This window comes from Cobetia sp. SIMBA_158 (assembly GCF_046566945.1).
GTDB lineage: Bacteria > Pseudomonadota > Gammaproteobacteria > Pseudomonadales > Halomonadaceae > Cobetia > Cobetia amphilecti.
Genome location: NZ_JAWJYL010001035.1, coordinates 1 through 238, shown reverse-complemented (window position 1 = coordinate 238; position 238 = coordinate 1). Strand labels below are relative to the sequence as shown.

General features: G+C 51.7%; 1 protein-coding gene. It reads right to left on the bottom strand.

The window, feature by feature from the left end:
* A partial coding sequence (locus tag R2R70_RS22950) for a phosphoribosylaminoimidazolesuccinocarboxamide synthase (RefSeq protein ID WP_410979339.1) occupies nt 1-238 on the bottom strand: 238 nt, incomplete at both ends.

Here is a 238-nt window from a genome sequence, read left to right as displayed (position 1 = left end):
CAGGCGGCTACCGTCCGGGGAGAACTCATCACCCAGTACCACTTCGCCTTTGTACAGACCAAATTCCAGCTTGAAGTCGACCAGAATCAGACCAGCATCATCGAACAGTTTTTTCAGCACGTCGTTCGCTTTGTAGGTCAGCTCTTTCATACGCGCCAGGTTCTCTTTGCTCACCCAGCCAAAGGTTTCGCAGTAAGATTCGTTGACCATCGGATCGTGCATGGCGTCGTTTTTCAGG